We start from the raw sequence: 18,429 nt of genomic DNA on the forward strand, positions 1-18,429 counted from the left end.
GCAGGACAAAGGAGATGGTAATGCTTTGTTGCAAGAGAACAAAAAGTGGCCAAGATCTGCAAACCAAGGCCACTCATCATCTCCCCATACCTTTAGGTATCCATGCCAGCCAAGCTAGCAACCTTTTCCAACAGCGATGACTTGCTGTTCTCCCTGAGGCGCAGGATGCCAGTTGTTAGTGTCGAAAGATAAAGACGTATCAGTGGCTCATCAAGCAAGTCAGCTTCAACCACAGAGTACTGAACCAGGCCACTATTTCCTGTTTTTATTGGTGCAAACACCATCAAGTCATGCAAATTTGAGAAGCCAAAAGCAGATTGTACAGCAAGCTGTGGGGGCACAAAGTAGCGAATAAATATCCCATTATCTTCAATAAATGAAGTGTCTCGCCATCTGACATTCTCTGCAACCTTTTCAGCAGGTGTTAAATAAAAAGGAAGCAATGCACTATCTCGGGAGCGACTATAGTACCCCTTGAGTAAACCACCTTCATCAGCGATAGTTGCAAGAGCAGTATCTATAGATTGATAGCGACTGTTAAGGATAATCTTGGGAATGAAGCTTCCAGAGAATCGTCGCAAGTAGCGGCCCGACGACTCGTCGATGACATACATGCTATCCCCCTGAAAGTTTTTGATGAATGGGAATCGTCGTCGCAACGTTTCTTTCTGCTCTAACCCGACTTCGGGGTAAAAATCACTGTCTACAATGCTCAACTGCCCATCAGTAACAATGACCCTCGCAGATGCGAGATATTCCAGTGGCTTTCGAAACTCCCCGCTTTCTTGAAGAAAAACTTTGTCTATAAATACCAGAGTATATTTTCCTTCTGGAGTAAGAGGCGAAAGCGGGATGGAACCGATAGCAAAACAGTGTTTTATTGCAAGCTCGACAGCACATCTGCGTAAGGCATCTTTCTTGCCAGCGATGTCTATAGCATTCCCGGCCGTGATGTCTATCCCCTGCATGACCGGAATATTGACCGCTGCGGACCCACCACCTCGTCTGTACAGTTTTGAAAACTTAGCCCATGTGTAAGCATCGACATCTTCTTTTGATGCCATTTGGTTGGATAGTGCATGATAGGCATCCCACGGACGCTTGAGTGAGTCCTCCTCGACCCGGATACTACTGTCATTGTCGTCATTACTGGCCTTATTGAGTACAAGCCAAGCATCTTGCGTACTCAACTCTTCCACCCAGGCCGCAGAGTCTGCTGTTCGGCCATCATTGTAAAACTTGAATGCATCAAACTGCACATTATCTAAAGAAAGAGCCTCTATGATATTCGATTGATCTGTTTGCGAGAGTTGAGTATCAGTATTGTTGATGATCGTCAGTTCACGCGATACCTTCCTGATAGCGTCAAGCTTTAGGTGAGGTTCCGAAGTGACATGTGTAGGTTCAAATACCACCCTAGAATGCAATATTCCAGCCTTGGTGAATATATCGCTGAAAAACTCAGTGAGGCGATTAAAGAGATACATTCTTGAGCGACGAATATCCTTATCGTTGAAAGTAATGTCCGGTAACTTGTTCTTACGACCATCCAATTTTTTTAATCGCTCAGCCTGTATAAGTGAAAGTGTCAGCCCCAAATCCTCTTCCCCTGGCGAGGTTAAGTCACCAGATATGACAGCACTATCTTCGTTCTTAAACGCTTGAGCAACTAGCAGGACCTGAAGTTGTCCATGTAAAAAAGCCAAATCAAGACGGAAGGCCTCAATAATTGAAACGCCCTTCTTAGTCGAAAAGCAACGCGCTCCGACGTAGATATAAGGACCAATCATAAAAGCATGTGGCTTACGAGCCCCAAACTCTATCTCACCCAGCAGGGCAGCAATCATACCGAGTCGGAGAGTAACATCTGCATCTATATTCTGAGAATCAGTTACCATCCTATTTGTATGTCCAGGATGGAGATAGTAGTAGTGCCATTGCTTGTTCTTTTTACTCTGAAAAAAAGGTATTGACTCTGCACGAATGCCATTTCCAATGCTAGCAGCTATCTCTCTCTTTAAATTATTAATTAGCAGTGCTGGATTCTTCTTTTGAAAGTTATCTAGCGTTACAACGCTAGGACACCATGGTATCTGTTGAGTCGAAAGGTAACCAAGCATCTTCTGTGCTGCTTGTTCTGGAGAATCCTCTAGTGCAATGAAATTCGTCAAGGCTCGAGCCTTGGCTCCGGGCATAATCGGTTCAAACATTGGCATCATCCCTATAGATAGAGTCAATTAAGGTCATGAAGTCTTGGTTCAGGACATATCTAGTCCAGCCATCGCTATCACGTTCAGCGACAAATAGGTTGAAAAAACGTACGATTTTGCCATCCAATGTTTCCTGACCACTAGATCTGGCACCACATAAGTTGAGGTAGATAGGCAATACTGTTTTAGAACCCAATTTCCGTTCAACGATTTTGGCCCCACGGATAGCAATCCTCTGTGCTTTTATCGGGATCTGCAAAGACTTCTCAACTATCAGAGTTTTGTTAGCAGCGGCGTCTCGTAGTCTGCGCCCCACAAGGCGATCTGTACGCCGTCCCCAATTTTTTAAGTCGATAGCCAAAATCTGCATCCTCCCTTCTATGAACACATCAAATCGCTCAAAAATTTCCCCAGCGCTTGGATGATTTGCTGCATCTATGGTCTTGATCCAAGGACGGCTCGAAATCAGGTTGATAAAAACTAACTCAGCGAAGTAACCCTTCGCATAGTCCATGAAGAATTGTGGTCTTGGAACCCAATCAACAAATAGCGAATCAAGATTAATCACTGTCTTTTGAAGTGCCGCCATAAAATCAGGGGAACTGCGTAAACCTGCTGGAACCAGCTGCTCTTCTGGCTTATATCTTCGACCATCGGTGTGATACAAATCAGTAATGATGGGCAATGAGCTCAATCTACCATTGACGGCGTCAATAACATCCTCTCCTAATGCCTCATCAGCATTAGAGATAGCAACCACAGCTTTGCTAGCTGAAACTAGATATAGATCACTTTTCTTTCTGGAGATAAATGCATAACCAATAAAAGATATCCATCTTTCGGCCGGCATACTGGCAGGTCCACGATCGAGTGAATGCAAGTATCCTATTGGATCAGTAAACATCATGGGATTTCTGATCTTTTCCCATACCTCACGCTTTTCGCTATTGCGAAACCCGCGGTAAAGCGAAGCACTTGCGGCAAGAAATGAATCACCACTTTGTATTTCATGTTTTATATAACACGTCCAATCGTGCTCTGTATGGAACATGGCTGTTCTTTGCTTGACCGCTTCAATATGTTGAAATACAGCATAGTTTCCGGCAGAGAGACGTGTCGCAAAGTGAGGTTCCATTTTGTAAAACTGGACCAACTCTTGTACAACTTCCTTATTAAGGAGTATTTTCTGAACTGTAGGCATACCCTCGACACGTTCTACCCTACCAATCGTTTGAATGAGCTCTCGCCCAATTTTCCGATAATACTCCGGATGAAACGCCTCTTCACGACCATCCGCAATGGCTTGGGGCAGATCACGATAGCGGTACATTCCCAAGGTATTATTAAGATACAAGTGTTGCAACATAGCCTGAAGGCGCTCAGTCAACGTCGCGGCATCATCCGGTGCTCGGTATAAGCCATCATAATATGGAGACATTGCAACCATTAGGATGTCAAAGTCCTTCCGATTGCAACCCTGAACTGATGCTCTGTCGAAACCGGAGTGCTTCAACGTCAAATTCAGTCCTCGCGCAGCAGAGCGGAAACTGCTCGCAAAAAAAATCTTGTGTCCAGTTTCATCCAAAAGAGTTGATAGCAGAGACTCATCAACATCTTCATCAGCTTCATCTGCTTCATCTAATATAAGAATCTCATTATTAATTAATTTAGGGGTATCCTTACCGAAACTTGCAGTATATGCGATGATGCGAATGGGATCACAAGCAACACCAAAGACTTGTGGATCAAAGGTATAAAGCCCCTTGGTTTGTCCTGATGCCTCAACTCCAATACCTCGTGCAGCCATCCGGTTCAGGATCCCCTTTAACTTCTCAACAGTTTGCGTAAAAACCATTGCTGACCGCTCCTGACCACATATAAGCCTAGATAGGAGCGCAGTTAGATAACGGATCTCGTTACATTTATGTGGATTGTTCTCGGCATGACCATCTGTGCTACGTGCATTAAACTCATCCAGAAACTCTTTCTCCAGTCGGCTATAAAGAAAGCCTGGTTTTATCCCAGTTATCAAGCTAGCTCGCTCAGCATCAAAGTCACTCACATGAATTTTCCGCTTTGAAGTACGATAACGCCTGAAGTCTTTCATGAATTGAACTTCATTTTCTGTAGCGTTCTCCAATACCGACTCAGCCAAGCCCAATCGATGGGATAAGTATGGCAAGTTATATCCCCCCCAACAGCCTTGCATTCCACCTGTTGCTGACATTAGATAAACCAGATTACCGGTAGGCATTATACTATTTTTATCGGGAGCGTTTGTTCTAAGGAAAGTAAGTAATAAATTTTCAGGGGTCTTACGAAGTACTGTCGCAGCTATGGAGATAATTCTAAGGTCGGTAGAGTATTCATTTTTACGCCCAAAGTCTTCTACAAGACTCAGAGCAAACTTACTTTGCTGAAAAACCAAAGCCTCAGATAAAAATGGATCATCGGCAGTTACAGAGTCTTCTAGAAAGTGATCTCGACTAATACCCCAGTGACCAATTTTCTGGCGATATCTAAATAAAACCTTCCACTGGTCATCGCTGATTCTCGAAAATTTATTGTCATCCTGAACGGGAATTGGTGTATTCAATAGGATTCGGGTCATCATCATGATGAAGCGAAGGAGCTCACCAAGCGAAAAGCTCTCTTTCTGCTTTGATATCGATTCCTGTTTAAGAGTATCAACAGTTACTAGTTCAAGATTTCGATGAGCTATGGATGGCACTACGCGAACTTTTTCAAGTACAGCATGGTCAAATAACTCTAGCTGTTCATTGAAGAATAGATATTCGAGATCAGTCCTTAGCTCCTTAATGACTTGCCGTCCCGCAAGAATTTGTTTCTTGTCCTGAAAAACTCTTTGTAAACGCCGATAGACATCAAAAGGTGTTTCAGCAGTTTCTGTTAATGGCCATGGTCTATGCACATCAACAATAAATCTCTTTATTTTTTCGAGAATATGTAACTTTTGTTTAAGATTTTTAAATTCATTCTGAAAATCGCTTTTACCAAAAAAGTCATCAACCAAGACTCTAAGTTGCGATCTATTAAACGTTGACAGGCTTGATATTTTTTCTAGGGAATCAATCTTCTCGTATATTGTACTACCAACCTCCATTGCTATTTTTATGTCTATCAGCTGAGCAACAATCTGACTGGTAGAATCGAAAAGGTTTCTGGCAAAATACTCACCTTCAGTATCGGCATAATTGGCGAAGCTACCAAGATCGAAGTGATGGAAAAATGCATATACTACTCGATGTAAATCAACGTCTCGATTCGTTAACTCTTTTTTCTGAGAATTAAAAATGTAAGAGTATACCTCCTCTTCTTCATCAACTAGGAGACAAAATCGTTCATCACGAGACGCCACCCACTCAAAAAAGCTATCATAGGTACGATAAACAGCTTTCACACCACCTAACTTATTTATTTTCTTTTGAACTTCTCTTGCTTGAGATACAAATTTACTTGCTGTTGAAATGATAATTCCTGGCCTGTGAACAAATAAATTAACAGGCATGAGTTTATGCAAAATCACTCTCAGTGCAGGTCTATTAATATAACCACATCTGTAATTACCCAGCACCTCACGCCGAATAATCTCAGAACATAAGGACGTCAGCCCTGCCCATATCCGGTTTAACGCATCTGACATTTGCTCGGAAAGAACTGTGTCTAAAGGGCTAATTTTTACCCATTCTCGACATCGCTGGTATTGATATACAGAATTCTCAACCTGTTTGATCCAATCCCCAGGGAGCTTCCCCTTACGAGATTTGCTGGAGCTATCTACCACCTCAGAAGGAAACGCCTCTTCAATCGGATTGCTCCCATCAAGTACCTGCCTAGCATCTCTACAGAATGGTAGGACATCATCCAGAGCAGCCTCGTCGTTCGCAAAATCGCTTCGCGCATACAATCGATAGATTGGGATATCAACGATCTCTCTTTTCTTCATCTCATCAGAGATAGCTTTCTCGAAATCTTCAACCAGGCGTTTGATTGGTGCGATGTAGATAGGAATTGCTGGATTGGATGCGATGACTGTGTCTATGGCGAATTTGGCTGCGGAATAGGTTTTACCGCTACCTGTTGGTTCATGGATCCACTTGATGATTGGTCGGCCGGTGCGAATACATCGCACCAAAGCAGCTTCAAAGGCATCAAACACCGGAAATTCTGGCCTAGACTCCTTATCTTCGTATCCCATAGCATCCAACCTCAGGTACAAAAGCTGACTATATCCTACTCCAAAGGAAACCCAAATGAGTTCCAATGATCATTTTTTGTGAATCAGGTAATGTAGTTCAAAGGGGCTGAAGACCTTACAAGCAAGATATATCTGTAAACACGGATGGCTCAACACCGCTAATCTATCGGGGGAACTTAACCATGTATCCTATGATTGCGCCCAGCTTCTCTTCGAAACGCACAAGCGCAGCTCAAAGACGATCGGCGTAAAATCTTCTCGCAAAGTTATTTATCGTCAGAAATGCTGTCCTAGTTTGAAGTTACTGTTCATGTTAACCTGAATATACCTCCAGTGTGACTGTGGATCGTTTGCCGTTGAATAACGGCAATTAAAAATAATTGGTCAAGCTATTGGTTAATCATTATTTATACTACCCAACCAACCTAAGGAACCATATTCGTAGGCTTATTTTCGCTAATGGTTAGATGGTTAAGTAGGTTCGCTATAAAGCGATAAGTATATTGACAACGTTGAATTATACTCATCCATACCTCACAATATTATTTTCATTGAAATTACTTAACCACCTAACCATAACTATCACTCAATCAGTAATAATGTGGCTTACGGATGGTTAGCAACATCATAATGCTCACTTAACCAGAATATAATACATTAACCATTAGTCGCATCTTTTGATAAAAACACCCGCCTCAGTGGCGGGTGTTTTTTTACTTTATTGCTTTATTACTTTATTACTTTATTACTTTATTACTTTATCTATCCTATTTGTTCCAATCACTGGCAAACAGTATAGAGTTTGATTAGATCGGCCTTTTTTGCTCTTTATTTTCCCCTCGCTCGCAAGCATCCTGAGTGCCTTACCACAAGATGTTGCCATATTGACCTTCTCTCCATGTAGCTTGCACAATTCACTCGCAACAACCCATTTAGTATCATTATATTTCCCTGACAGATAATGATGGCAAATAATATCGTACCAAGCCCCCTTATCAGTGTGAGCATCGTTTACAGACGCAGCTTGAATGACTGTCGTTTCATCCAGATACCAAGAGCCCCCATCATCATATTTTGCCTTTACCTCCAACCAAAACTGACGTAATTTCTCGGGTTCGGTGTGACGCACTCGCCCCTCATCCCAACTCCAACCAAGAATTTCATTCAGAACATCCATATTTGCTGGTGACGCCAACTCGATCACCGCAAACCGCGAACTCCCAGTAGCATCTTTCAGGAAACCAGTGCCGTTAACCGTGCCAATAAAACTAGTTTGACGCCGCTTAACAGTGAAATTACGCCCATACGGCACTCGAAAACGGTCATGATCTCTCGTTAAAAACGCTTTCAGGCTGCCAGCCTCATGCCTGGTAGTACTCTCAAGTTCGGCCAATTCTACCACCCACGCGGAAACTGCGCGTCTCACATCATCAGGCACATCGGGATTGATGGAGCAATCCAGTGTTGACCCAGGTACCACAGTGGCAATATGGCGTATCCATGCAGATTTTTTGAATGATTGGCCACCCGCGAGGACCGGAACCAATTTTGATATCCAATTGGGTTCATATAATGCAGCAACACATCCAATCAACCATGGATTTATTACCTGAGCGGCATAACCTGGGTTGACCGCACCTAGGGTGGCTATCACCTTATCCACTCGTAATTGACCATCCCACGGCATCCCGTCCTCCAGCCAACTACGTACAGGATGAGGTGATGCATCCGATCGGTTGAGTTGATATGATGAACTCTTTTGAGACCGACAGCTTCATGGCATCCATCACCGTTCACTGCCCTCGCTGCAGGATGAGGTGATGCATCCGATCGGTTGAGTTGATATGATGAACTCTTTTGAGACCGACAGCTTCATGGCATCCATCACCGTTCACTGCCCTCGCTGCAACTCTGACCACGTATATCGCCATGGGAAGACCCCTGCCGGCCATGTTCGCTATCGTTGCCCCGTCTGTCCGCACGTGTTTCAGCTCACCTACACCTATGAAGCCCGCAAGCCTGGCGTCAAAGACAAGATTGTTGATATGGCGTTCAACGGCTCAGGTGTTCGTGATACTGCTCGCGTCCTCAAGATTGGCATCAACACAGTCATACGCACCCTAAAAAACTCACCCCAAGGCAAGTAACCTCCGAAAAGGTGGTGCTCGATGACGTGGCACTTATCTGTGAACTTGATGAGCAATGGGCCTATGTTGGCAACAAACAGCATCGACATTGGCTTTGGTATGCTTTTGATACCAAGAGAAAACGAGTCGTGGCATATACCTTTGGCCCACGCAACGATGAGACATGCCGTCGGTTGCTGAGCCTGCTTTCTCCGTTCCAGATAGGCTTTATCACCAGTGATGATTGGGGAAGCTATGCCAGAGAGGTGCCGAGCGAGATGCATCTGACCGGGAAGATATTCACCCAGCGTATCGAGCGTAACAACCTGACGCTCAGAATGCGCATCAAGCGATTGGCTCGCAAGACCATCTGCTTCTCTCGTTCCGTTGAGCTCCACGAGAAAGTGATTGGTGCCTTTATAGAAAGACACCATTTCAACTGATTGGAGTCATTACCCAGAGAGCTATAGACCTTTGCAGACAAGCACACATGCAAGGCTGGTCTGGTGATTGGGATAAAAGGATCGAGAGATATAAGAAAAAAGCGGGCAAAGTTACAGGCTAGTAATCATCATAATTTGCATCCCACTGACATCCGAAAATGAGATGCAGACCAACAAACAGAGATTCAGAGTTAAGTTTTGTCAGGTTTTCTCCAGTCCCAATCTTGATGCAATGAATTGCAAAGGAGGGGTACAGGGAGGGGTATGAAGCAAAAAAGCACAAAGGGTTAGCCTCACTGAGAAGCTAACCCTTTGTTTTATATGGTGCGTATTCCGGCGAAGTTGAACAGCCATTCCGGCCAACGTGAACACCCTGATCCTTAACGCGCTCACGTCATCCCGTTTCTAACTCGACTGTTCAGATTGGGTCAACTCACTTCTCCTCTTTCTCATCGATTCTCCCTTCAGTGACAGCCGGTGAGCGTTGTGCATCAGCCGGTCCAGGATCGCATCTGCCAGGGTGTTGTCACCCAAGCTCGCGTACCACTCTTCAGTTGGCAGCTGACTGACTACTACCGTCGAGTATTTCCCGTACCGATCATCCATGATCTCCAGCAGGGCGTTGCGCTGCTCGGCATTCACCGCTTCCAGTCCCCAGTCATCGAGGACCAGTAGCTCTATCCTGGCCAGTTGACCCAGCAGTCTGGCGTAACTGCCATCTACCTTGGCCTGGCTCAGCTCAAGTAGCAGACGCGGCAGCCGGTAGTAACGAGTGCTATGCCCTTGCTGACAGGCTTGGTAGCCCAGCGCACAAGCCAGGTAGGTTTTTCCACAGCCACAGGGGCCGGTAATGAGCAGGTTCTGGCCTCGGCGCAGCCACTCTCCTTGGGCCAGGTTTGCAACCTGTGACCGCTCCAGGTTGCGTGCAGACTGGTAGTCCACCTCTTGCACCGTGGCTTGGAGTTTGAGCCGCGCCTGCTTGACTAGCCGAGCTTGTTTACGTTGCTCCCGGCTCAGTTGTTCGTGTTCGACCAGCAGGCTTAGACGCTCGATGAAGGGCAGCCCTTCGTAGGTACTGGCCTGTTCCAGTTGTTGTTGCACTGCATCCGCCATGCCGGTCAGTTTCAGGTTTCTCAGGCGGGTCAGGGTTTGTTGGGTCATGGGGCGTATCCTCTTTAGTGGAAGCTCTGGGGGCCACGGATGTTCTCGTGCTCTTGCGGTAACTCTGGGTAGCTCAGCGGGCTTTCGGGCAGTTGGTCGCGGCCACTGGTCAGCACCGACTTGAGCTGTTTGAGTCGCACCAGTCCTTCCCGATTAGCCAACTGACAGCAGGCCTCGACCCGTGATGGCGGATACTCCCGGCTAAGACTCAGTAGCCCCAGGCAGAGTCGGTATGCCTGCTCGACATGGGCTTTCTCTTCCAGCCGTTCGCTCACCCAGCACAAGGTGCCCGGTCCGATATCAGCAGCCCACTGCTTGAGACGGCCTGGCGTCCAGCGTTGCTGCTTGCTGTGGCGTTCCGGCATGTGCTCCGGGATCGTGCTCATCCCCGGGATGGTTTTACGCGGATGGCTCGCGACCAGCTGTTGCTGGTGATAGACCTGAAGCAAAGTGTCGCCAGCATGGAGCTCCAGTTGCTGGCCCACATACTGGTGTGGCACCGAGTAGTGGTGCTGCTCATAGCTGACGTGATAGTCGATGTTGACCTTGACCGTTTTGATGGCGACATAGCGATAGGGATGCACCGGCAGTGGTCCCAGCGCCGGGCGGTCCAACTGCTCAAACGCCTCGCGCCGGTTACCGGGCAGTTGCTTGAACGGGCGCTCGTTGAGTTCGTCCAGCAAGGCCCGGATGCACTGGTTGAGCTCGGCCAGCGAGAAAAAGGTCTGGTGGCGCAAGCGGGCGAGGATCCAGCGCTCGACGATCTGCACACCCACCTCAGCCTTGGCTTTATCCTTGGGCTTGTAAGGGCGAGCTGGCATCACTGCCACCTGATAGTGCTCGGCCAACTGCTGGTAGCTGGGGTTGAGCTCGGGATCGTATCGGCAAGCCTTGCTGACACCGCTTTTGAGGTTGTCGGGGATCAGCAGTGCAGGTGTACCGCCGAAAAACTCAAAGGCACGGACATGGCTTTGCAACCAGTCCGGCAGTGACTGTGACCAGGTAGCCTCGGCAAAGGTGTAGTTGGACGCACCAAGCACGGCGACAAAGATCTGGGCCTGACGGACCTCCCCCGTGGAGGGCGAGGCGATGGGCACCGTGGGCCCGCAGTAGTCGATAAAGAGCTTTTCCCCCGCCTTGTGGATCTGGCGCATGGAGCGCTTTTGCAACTGACACCAGGATTTGTAACGGTCGCAGAACTGGGAGTAGCTGTAACAGCTGTTGGGATAGCGCTGGGTGTACTCCTCCCAGAGCAGTTGTTTGGAGACCCCCTTACGCTTGAGCTCCTGATGGACAGAGGGCCAATCCGGTACAACATGGCGGGCCGAGATGGTGGTATCGGCCTGCGGATAGAACAGGGCCGCCAGTTGGCCATCATCAAGCTGGCTAGGTAAGGGCCAGGTCAGGCCGAGCGTCTGGGCACTTTTGAGGAGTTTCTGGATGGAGCCAACGCTGACCTTGGTGCAGCAACTTATCTGGCGAACAGAGAGGTCAGCTTCCAGCCGCAGTCGCAGCACTTCACGAATTTTACGCATTGCAATCCTCTTGGCAGACATAGGCTCTTCCCTGGCAAAAGGGAGAGCGTATCAAAGGTTGTTAAATCAATGCGTTAAGGATGATTCCGGTGAATGTGAACAGTGATTCCGGGATGTTGAACACTGTTTCCGGAAAGGAGGAGCAAAGTGTTCAGGTTGAGCCGGAATGAGCGTTCACATTGGTCCGGAAATGGTGTTCACGTTGAACCGGAATCGGTGTTCATGATCGGCCGGAATATGCATATGGTGCCGATAAGGGGAATCGAACTCCTGACCTTCGCATTACGAAGTCAATAAACTCACGTTTAATCCTGTCTTGATAAATCCAACAAACAAATTCATTCACTTTAAATTCAATTGTTTAAGTATGCGACGAATTCACTCTTGTCCAACGACATACAACCCTATACGATGCCAAATGTGGTACCCCATGTGGTACCCCAAAACGAGGTTTTAGGATGATTTCTCAAGATCGACAAGTCGCGGTAGCAGAGCTTAAAGAAGGTGCAACCGCAACCCGATTTGCTATCAGCTCTAAACATGGTAACGGTTTATCACTCGAGGTTCGGGCCGGTAAGCAAAAACGCTTCGTGTATAGATTTAGGCTACTTGGCAAGCAACAAACCATGGTCCTTGGACTATACCCTGCGATGGGACTTGCTCAAGCTCGTGAGCGACATTGTGTTGCGGTGGGGCAAGTCAAACAGGGCATCGATCCCCGTCAGGTTGTTGCAGAGGCTAAACAAAAGAACGAACAGATGCTCGTGCTTGATGAACTGTTTGAGCAATGGCTTAGCCACAAAGCCAGCGTAAAACGTCGTGATGGCGTTCGATCAGAGATTAGCCTTCGAACAGTCACTGATTATCGTCGAATTTACCAAACACACTTGCAAAAGGTCCTTGGTAAATATCGAATTTGCGATATAACCATGGCTGTCCTCCACCAACATTATCAGAAGCTACAGAAGGTCTCTCTTGAAGGACTTCGTAAAGCAATGGGGATAATGAACCAGGTGATGGAAGAGGCTATGCGACGACAGCTTATCGAGATGAGCCCCACGTTGGCACTCAAACCCAAAGTTTACAATGCGACTCCCAATCCACCTCGAGAACGTTGGCTACCAATCTCTGAATTACGAGCCTTGTGGCATGCATTAGAAGAGGGTGTTGAAGGTGGCGGAGCGTTAACAGCTGGTGGCCGTGGCATTGCTACGACTTCTGTTCTTTCTGGAAGTGTCGCCAATGCAATTAAAATCGTCATATTGAGCGCGGTTCGTCGAGGTGAAGTGATATCGATGCAGTGGGCACACTTGGATGGTGATCGCTGGACGATTCCGGAAACCAAAAATGGGCGCCCGCATGTGGTGACCTTGTCGCATTTGGCTCAGGAAATCATTGCAGAGCAGCGAATGATAACCTCCCCTACCAGTCCATATGTGTTCGAATCAACGACGAAGCTGGGTCATGCCATCACAGGTGACGCACTTATGCGCGCCCTTGACCGGCTACAGAAGCGTAAGCTGGCTGAACTTGAGCCTTTTAGCGTACACGACCTGCGGCGCAGTGTTGCAAACTGCTGTGGAATTGAACTTGGTGCAGGACCTCTAGAGATAGAGCATATGCTGAACCACCAAATCAGTGACAAACTCCTGCGAACTTATCAGGCAGGCTCTTTACGTAACCCTGAAAAACTGAGGAGTTTATTTCTTCGGTGGGGGGATATTGTGAAACATCAAATAGCCCAACATGAAGTAGAAAAATCACCTGATGTTATGGGGAACGTAATCCAAGGGGCATTCGGTAAACGCTGAGTTTTCAGCCCAATCAGACCTAAGAAGGAAGCGGCCGATGGCCGCTTCCTTCTATGCTCCTTTTTAGCTTTTCCTCGCCGTTGATGGCATCTTGCCAAACCAGTGTTCCGACAGTTTCTGAGCCTGTTTGACTTCTTGCTTGGTCATCATAGCCTCCAGCTCGTCACGAACTTGTACTACTTCGGTCATCCATTCTGTTGCCACTAGTGAGAGCCCGGCGTAAGCATGTACTCGGTTAGGAGGAGCCCCGAGGCCTTCTTCACGCAGTGTCCCCATCCGGTATTGTGCCATGCGGTCGCCTTGTTGGGCCGCCAGACGATACTACTTGAGAGCCTACGCGTGCCACCTTGTCCCAGACGTAATATTTCACCATAGGTGTACTGCGGGAGAATGTGCCCTTGTTTGGCAGCCTTGGCATAACTGGCTCTGGCCTGTTCCAGTTCACCTTGCATATGCTGTAACTCCGCCAGTTCGAACAATGTCTTGGTTGTGCCACCATTAGCGGCCAGCTCTAGCCAGTCACGACCCAAAGCGGGATCTACTGATACCTTCTCCCCGCCCAGATAAGCTTTGCCAAGCCTAAATTTCATATCGTTTTAATTATCGATTTTGAGCAAGAAATCAGAAAACGTCTTGTCTATAAATTCTGTTTTTCCTGTCTCAAAATCCAAAAAGAAGACCATATGATTATTTCTATCGAAGCATATGTAGTTACCAAAGTTATCAATTGCAAAAGCAACGAGTAGCTTTGATATTCCAGCGACAGCTTTGTTCAATTTGACGATGTTTTCTACATCACTAGGGTTGAAGGATAAAAAGGATTTAATTGTTTTCTCTTGCAATGAGCTCGTTGTAAATACACTTACAGGAGGACGACTACCATTATACTTCTTAACAAAATCCACATAGGAATCCGTGAATTTGCAGCCAAGTTTCTCCTCGACCTCTAAAATGAGGTTTTCCGTCTCCAATGGTTTTATATAACGCCATTCTTTCATTTTCTAGCTCCTCTATATCAACGATTTTCTTTTCCACCGCCCCAAATGGCTTTACCGCCAGTATGTCGGTTGTTTTGATGCTCTTCCGTGTTAATCAGCTGCATTCCACCATATTCTTCACTGTGATGCCAAGTATAGCCATCGGGAGTTTCACCATTTCCAATCTGTTCTAGCTGTTCATCGCTGAATTGCTTTGCAAACTCAGGATCGTTGTCAATTTTTTGTTTAAGTACTTCATTCGCATATTCTGCTTGTGCAGAGTCTCTTGCTTGGATCAACTGTTCGGGCAGTTGTAGATCAATGGTGCTATTGAATTGCGGGAACACACCTTCAATTTCTACGCCATTAACTTCAACTGTTTTGCGTTCATATATAACGCCATCTTCACCTGTTTGACCCTCTTTGCTTTCATTTATTGTTTTTAGGAAAATTTTTCCATTTTCATCGATAGTCGCATTCTCAAGTAAACTCCCTGAGCAACCGATCTTTTCTTTATAGTAATCCTTCTCTTCTTGGGTCAAAGGTCTGACCTCGCCCTCTTCGCATTCAGGTTTCGCATCCACTTGCTCTAAGATAGGGCGGTCAAGCTCATTTAAATCGATGCTTTTTGCATCAATACTCTCTAACATTTTCGACAGTTCGGGTTGCAGCTTATTTGCAATCTCTTTTATTGTCATTAAATCCATCATCCTGCAAGGCTCCTTTTAGCAAACTGTATCCATTCAGAGTAGAGTTTGGTGTATAATTCTCCATTGGGAACTAATGATCTGAGTAGAGGTTGAATGAACATAACTATCTGTTCTTGAGACGCGGCATGGAACTTTTCGAAAACTAGGCTTTGAATATTAGAGTGTATTTGCTCTATGCTATTAGCTCGGCAAACAGCGCTATCTAGCTTGTTCTTACAATCTAATAAGTGTGGTAAAAGAGATGCGAAGTCACTGAATTGCATTTCAGTTAGGCCAGAGTGTAAATAATTTCTGAGTCGAATTTTCATTTCAGTGGGTAAATTACTTCTATAGAGTTCTTCTGCCAGCTGCTCTTCATTCGCTACTGATGGCACTTGATTGTACCCACTCAAAAGATGAATGAGTAGATTAAAGCGAAATGTCATTTCATTCATTGCTTTGGTTGATGCTCTTTCATAACGGTAAAGCCTGTCTTGTCCAGGACAACGGCTAACCTTACATAACACAGCTTCGATCCATTCATTCTGATAAACTACCGCAACCCCCCTAGGTAAACGGGCCATTTCGTCAACTTGCTCATCCGTTAGTGCTGCAGATTTACCAGCCAACAAACGGTCAGCTTCATCCGGTAAGCGCATTAGGATTTTAGTGTTGGTATTGCGGATAGCTGAAATATGTACCGCTGACGGTGATTGATCCGCGATGATAAATCCTTCACCATACGTTCGCATTTCTGCGATGGCATTCGACAGCATTTCGACTGATTTCTCGGCAACGCTGCTGCCTTCAGCGCCACTCATTGATGGGTTTGCTCGCAAGATATTGTGGGCTTCTTCCAACACAGTAATGTGTTTGAGAGGCTGGTTCATGAGCATTTGTTCAGCACGGTATTCACCAAGTCTAATGATCAATAATCCCATTAGAAGTGATTTGGTTTCTTGCGACCCGACTCGGCTCAAATCGATGATGACGTTGCGGTCGAACAGGTCGACATTACTAATTTCATCAGCGGCAAAGATTTGGCCGTTCAGTCCGTTAACCATTGACCGAACACGCGTGACTAATGCACCTGTATAGTTGCTCTTCATTTCGTCAGAGTATGCAGATTGGGCGATGACGGACTCTAGCTGCATAAGCAAATCGGCAAACGTCGGGAACAACGATGTACCGAGTGTTGACGTCGAGTCACTCAAATCCCAACCACAGGCCTCATAACTTCTCAGCACTGCATCTTTGAGAATGGCAGGCATTGCGGCATACATTGGCCAGCAGACGTTAAACACTTCTATCAAGCGATCCACATGTTCAAGGACATGCGTTTGTTCAGGGAAAGAAAACGGATTAATTTTCAGTAGTTCTGTAAATCGGTCGTTTGTGCCCAAAACACGCACATCTAGGCGATTTCCAAAGACGTGCTTATACTCGCCCTTTGCAGGCTCAATGACCAAGAATGGAATGTCTTGCCGTATTGCTTGATTCAGTAGCGCGTAGACCGTATTGCTTTTGCCTGAACCTGTTGAGCCAGTGATCAGGGTGTGGCTTGTCAGTTGGTCAAGGTCTAATTCTACAGTTTGTGGCAAGTCGGTCCACAGGTGACGTACTTGGCCCAATGATATAGTTCGTGAGTTGGTGTTAGCGACTTCAGTGTTCAGCATTTGCACTTTCCGGCCAAATGCGGCGGTTTCCTGAACCACGACTGTAGACGTAGAACGACGAGGAAGACTTAGCTGCAGTGCCATTTCCTTGCTCGATACCAAGGTCGCAGGAGTGAGGTAGGGAATGTGAGTATTCCCTACAAAACTTGGATCAAGTCGAGGGTGCATGAGCTGCCCCAGCCATTGTGTTATCGCATTGGCTTTTTTGCCAGCCCATGTGGTCAGAGCAAAATCTTCCATGGACGATTGAGTCCCGCGGGTTAGGCCTAAGAAAATGCTGGATAGTGCCTCACTGGAGGCTGCGCTGTCACTGACAAAGTAAGCGGTACTGAGCCAGCCACCATGGCTTTTCGCTTCGTTGATACGATTTAGGTGGTGGTCGACCTTCTCAAGCATACTAAGAATGCTCTTATCTGCCGTTTCAAAGCTAACTTGCTGTGTTGAGCCGTGTGTCTGCGTTAGGCCTTTGGTGTTGGTCGTGCTATGTGTGTCAGTCTCTGTTGTTGTGGTACTTGTTGCTGTCGACTGGTTAATCGAATGGCTATTGCTTTCGCTTGTTGAGGTGGAATCAGAGGTGCCGACAGTGTCAGTTGTTTGGAACATGCTCGCAAATTGACCACCAGCGATCACGCCAATTGGGCCAAAGCATGCACCTATTGCCATGGCGCCAATTCCCATGACTCTGTCTTTTTTGTTCGGTGATGTCTTGCTTGTACTTGTGGTGTGAGTCTGGGTACTTGAAGTAGTTGTACTTTCACTGGTACCTGTTGTTTCGGTCAGCCCGAGGCTTTCGCCCAGAGAGTGGCTCAGTCCTTCACTGATGCTGAGGTTGATAGCATCGCTGTCCTGAATGCCGTAGCTGTATTGTCGATTTGACAGAGCGGAAAGCTGGGTCGCGACCTGCTCATAGCCTATTCGAACAGTATTCAATGCTTGCATAGAAACCGGCTCGGCGAGGATCAGTCCCTCATAAGTGCGGTTTTCTGCAGCATCGATAAAACGCTCTAGCCCTTGCATGAAGTGGGTCTGGTCTTCAGTAGAAAGCCCAGGCACGCTGCTGACCGCAGTGACTGTTTTGCAAGTGTTGTCCGCACTGAGTTCGTCCAACAAGGCGTCAACATCGATGCCGTTAAGTGGGGAAAGCTTGCTGCCCGGGAAATGTCCTTTGAAAGTCTCTTGCAATAAGTCTCCCGAATTTTGGCCCAGCATTTTCCCAGGCTCACCACGTGTGCCAATGTAGAGCTGTGTCTCTTTTCCGTTAGATTTTAGATAAAGGAACACTGTGTATCCGGTAGCGCCCAATGCAGTGTAAGCCGCGGTGGTGCTTTCTAGTACGGATTGCTTGTTTTCCTGCACCAAACGCTCCACACGGAAAATGCGTACATCGCCACCTCGGTTAAGTGGCACGCTTTGTTGGTTTTCCACCGGTAACACATCGTAGTGTTTGAGTTCAGCAAGGTAGCTTTTGTTAACCAATGCATGCGCACTCGATAGCGTAGTCAGCGCCTCTTGTTGTGCGGGAAGCAATCCGGTTTCGGAAGGCAGATATTCTCTTTCAGTCGTAGATTGATTCATCGTAAGA

The 18,429-nt window shown here is 46.7% G+C and carries 11 protein-coding genes; 2 read left to right on the forward strand and 9 right to left on the reverse strand.

From position 1 onward, the window contains the following. Positions 1-92 precede the first annotated feature (92 nt). From ACTG2G_RS04530 to ACTG2G_RS04540, 3 genes are all read right to left on the reverse strand, one after another. Positions 93-2,210 (reverse strand): hypothetical protein, encoded by a 2,118-nt coding sequence (locus tag ACTG2G_RS04530; RefSeq protein ID WP_042656015.1) that lies wholly within the window; start codon positions 2,208-2,210, stop codon positions 93-95. Next, positions 2,203-6,429, reverse strand: a complete 4,227-nt coding sequence (locus tag ACTG2G_RS04535; protein ID WP_439985215.1) for a hypothetical protein — start codon at positions 6,427-6,429, stop codon at positions 2,203-2,205. The genes ACTG2G_RS04530 and ACTG2G_RS04535 overlap by 8 nt, the downstream gene beginning before the upstream one ends. A gap of 745 nt (positions 6,430-7,174) precedes the next feature. Next, positions 7,175-8,116, reverse strand: coding sequence for a VapE domain-containing protein (locus ACTG2G_RS04540; RefSeq protein WP_439985216.1), 942 nt, complete (start codon positions 8,114-8,116; stop codon positions 7,175-7,177). Between the two features lie 187 nt (positions 8,117-8,303). Here ACTG2G_RS04540 and ACTG2G_RS04545 point away from each other — a divergent pair. Beyond that, positions 8,304-8,998 (forward strand): IS1 family transposase gene (locus ACTG2G_RS04545; RefSeq protein ID WP_270657729.1). Its coding sequence is split into 2 segments (ribosomal slippage): positions 8,304-8,550 and positions 8,550-8,998, totalling 696 coding nucleotides; the frame shifts between segments, so codons are not numbered across the junction. A 405-nt stretch (positions 8,999-9,403) separates the two neighbouring features. Here the strand turns inward: ACTG2G_RS04545 and istB are convergent. Further along, a complete protein-coding gene (gene istB / locus ACTG2G_RS04550) occupies positions 9,404-10,159 on the reverse strand; it encodes an IS21-like element ISAs29 family helper ATPase IstB (RefSeq protein WP_059296348.1) in 756 nt (251 codons plus the stop codon). A 14-nt stretch (positions 10,160-10,173) separates the two neighbouring features. After that, positions 10,174-11,715 carry an IS21 family transposase gene (gene istA / locus ACTG2G_RS04555; protein WP_059296349.1) on the reverse strand — a complete coding sequence of 514 codons (1,542 nt, stop codon included), beginning with the start codon at positions 11,713-11,715 and terminating at the stop codon, positions 10,174-10,176. 437 nt (positions 11,716-12,152) lie between these two features. Here istA and ACTG2G_RS04560 point away from each other — a divergent pair, with 437 nt between their 5' ends. Beyond that, complete coding sequence (locus tag ACTG2G_RS04560; protein ID WP_439985217.1) at positions 12,153-13,505, forward strand: tyrosine-type recombinase/integrase; 1,353 nt, start codon at positions 12,153-12,155, stop codon at positions 13,503-13,505. A gap of 63 nt (positions 13,506-13,568) precedes the next feature. Here ACTG2G_RS04560 and ACTG2G_RS04565 read toward each other — a convergent pair whose 3' ends face one another. The 4 genes from ACTG2G_RS04565 to ACTG2G_RS04580 all read right to left on the reverse strand — a co-directional run bounded on the left by ACTG2G_RS04565 (position 13,569) and on the right by ACTG2G_RS04580 (position 18,422). Beyond that, positions 13,569-13,796 carry a hypothetical protein gene (locus tag ACTG2G_RS04565; RefSeq protein WP_439985218.1) on the reverse strand — a complete coding sequence of 76 codons (228 nt, stop codon included), beginning with the start codon at positions 13,794-13,796 and terminating at the stop codon, positions 13,569-13,571. 305 nt (positions 13,797-14,101) lie between these two features. Further along, complete coding sequence (locus ACTG2G_RS04570; RefSeq protein WP_128816704.1) at positions 14,102-14,503, reverse strand: SMI1/KNR4 family protein; 402 nt, start codon at positions 14,501-14,503, stop codon at positions 14,102-14,104. 17 nt (positions 14,504-14,520) lie between these two features. Further along, a complete protein-coding gene (locus tag ACTG2G_RS04575) occupies positions 14,521-15,192 on the reverse strand; it encodes an HNH endonuclease (RefSeq protein WP_439985219.1) in 672 nt (223 codons plus the stop codon). Beyond that, positions 15,189-18,422: an ATP-binding protein gene (locus tag ACTG2G_RS04580; protein ID WP_439985220.1), complete on the reverse strand. Its 3,234-nt coding sequence runs from the start codon at positions 18,420-18,422 to the stop codon at positions 15,189-15,191. The genes ACTG2G_RS04575 and ACTG2G_RS04580 overlap by 4 nt, the downstream gene beginning before the upstream one ends. Positions 18,423-18,429 lie beyond the last annotated feature (7 nt).

The sequence above is a fragment of the Aeromonas sp. 55A genome, assembly GCF_051919665.1.
Taxonomy (GTDB): domain Bacteria; phylum Pseudomonadota; class Gammaproteobacteria; order Enterobacterales; family Aeromonadaceae; genus Aeromonas; species Aeromonas veronii.